1 protein-coding gene is annotated in these 2,396 nt (G+C 61.6%); it reads right to left on the minus strand.

Annotated elements, in window-relative coordinates:
- A partial coding sequence (locus ACR0D6_RS22505; protein WP_480767156.1) for a GcvT family protein occupies nucleotides 1-2,396 on the minus strand: 2,396 nt, incomplete at both ends.

Raw genomic sequence — 2,396 nt, forward strand, 5'->3', positions numbered from 1 at the left:
CGCAATCTTTGGCCTTTTGGGTCGAACGGCGGTTTTTCGAGGATTTTGGCCTTGTGAGGTTTGCCGAGAATAAAGATCTCTACCTCATCGCCGGGCTGGGCCACCTGCGGGTCCGCATAGCCGATTGCCAGTGATTTGCCGACCGAATAGCCATAGGCGCCGGATGTCACGCGGCCCACGGGTTTGCCATCGGGCGTGAAAATCGGCTCGCCGCCGGTCGCGTCGGCGTCATGCGCCACCTCGACCTCGAAAATCGACAGCACCTCTCGTGGGGCGTTGTCCCTGATGGTCAGCCAGGCGTCCTTGTGCAGGAAGTCCTTGTCTTGTTTGATGAGGCCAGCCAGCCCAACCTCCTGTGGCCAGTATTCCTGAGAATACTCCCTGCCCCACGAGCCATAGCCTTTCTCGATGCGCAGCGACCCGAGGGCGCGGCCACCCACGGGGCCGCCATCAAACTGCTTCGCGGCCTCCAGAAGTGCGGAATAGAGCCTGATCTGGTCCCTTTCCGCGCAGTGCAACTCCCACCCCAGATCGCCGGTAAAGCTGACGCGGATGGCCAGACAGAGGACGCCGGCAACCTCGATGGTCGCGGAGCGCATGAAGCGAAATGCCTCGTTGGACAGATCCGCATTGGTCAGCCGCTGAAGCGTGTCGCGCGATTTGGGACCGGCGACGTTGAACCCTGCGATGCGGTCGGTGGCCACCTCGAATGTGGTGCCTTCGGGCAGGTCGACCATGTTGAAGAACCGCTGGTGATAGCGTTCGGCCATGCCCGAGCCGATCATCATGTATTCATCTTCTGCGACCTTGGTAATCGTGAAATCACCGGCCACGCCGCCCCGGACCGAGATCAGAGGCGTCAGGCACGAACGCCCCACCTCGGTCGGTACCCTGTTGGCGACCAGCCGGTCCAGCCAATCATGCGCGCCCGGACCCTTGATGACGTAATTGGCGAAGTTCGAGATGTCGATAACGCCCACGTTCCTGCGCAGCATCTCGGCCTCGCGGCCGACCGGCGCCCACCAGTTCTGGCGGGTAAAGCCGTTGGTCTCGAGGGTGCCCGGCTGATCGGCGAACCACAGCGGGTGTTCCCAGCCGCAGTTCAGGCCAAAGACACAGCCCATGTCCTTTTGCATCTCGTAAGCCGGGCGGACACGGGCCGGACGGCCGGCGCTGCGTTCTTCGTTCGGGAAGTGGATGGCGAAACGATGGGTATAGACATCCTCGACCCGCGCCTTGGTGAATTTCTTGTCTGCCCAGTCTCCGAAACGGGCCAGATCCCAGGCGAACATGTCATATTGCGGCTCACCGTCGATCATCCATTGCGCCGCAAGCAGGCCCAGACCGCCGGACTGGCTGAAGCCCGGAATGATACCGCCGCACAGGAAATAGTTCTTCAGCTCCGGCACCGGCCCCCAGAGCGCGTTGGAATCCGGCGACCAGATCATCGGGCCATTGATCACCCGTTTGACCCCCGCCGTAGCCGCCACCGGCACCCGTTCGGTTGCACGGATGACATTGTCCATGATCCGGTCCAGATCGTCGGGGAACAGATCATGCGCGAAATCCAGCGGCGTCCCCTCTTCGGCCCAGAACCGCATATCCTTTTCATAGGCCCCGATCAGCAGGCCGTTGCCTTCCTGACGGAAGTAATACTCTCCATCCCGGTCCGCGATGGAGGGCAGACGGCGGCCCAGATTGGCAACCTCATCAATCGTCTCGGTCACGAAATACTGGTGCTCGGTCGGCTGCAGCGGCAGTGTCAGCCCGGCCATCGCCGCAACTTCGCGCCCCCAGAGACCGGCGGCATTGACCACCCATTGCGTGTGGATATCCCCCTTTTCGGTGCGCACGATCCACGAGCCATCGGCTTGCTGTTCCGTCCCTAATACGGGGCAAAACCGCTCTATCGTCGCCCCCATCGCCCGCGCGCCCGCCGCATAGGCATGCGTGACACCCGAAGGATCGACATTGCCGCCATCGGGCTCGTACATGATACAGCGCACGTCATCGAACTGTGCCAGCGGATGCAGCTCTTTGGCCTGTTCCCGGCTGACTTCATAGAAGTTCAGGCCATAGAACCTGGCCTTGGACTCCTGCAGGCGCAACTGGTGCTCGCGGTCCTGTGTCTGGGCCAGATAGAGCGATCCGGGCTGAAACACGCCACACCCCTGCCCGGTTTCCTTCTCCAGCTCCTTGTACAGGTTCATCGTGTAATGCTGGATACGGGTGACATTGTTGTTGTCGTGCAGCCCGTGAATCCCAGCCGCCGCATGCCAGGTCGAACCACTGGTCAGCTCGTCCCGCTCCAGCAGAACAACGTCGGTCCAGCCAAGCTTGGCAAGATGGTAGAGAATCGAACAACCGACAAGACCACCTCCGATAACAACGGCCTG

This window comes from Ruegeria sp. BJ6 (assembly GCF_056537885.1).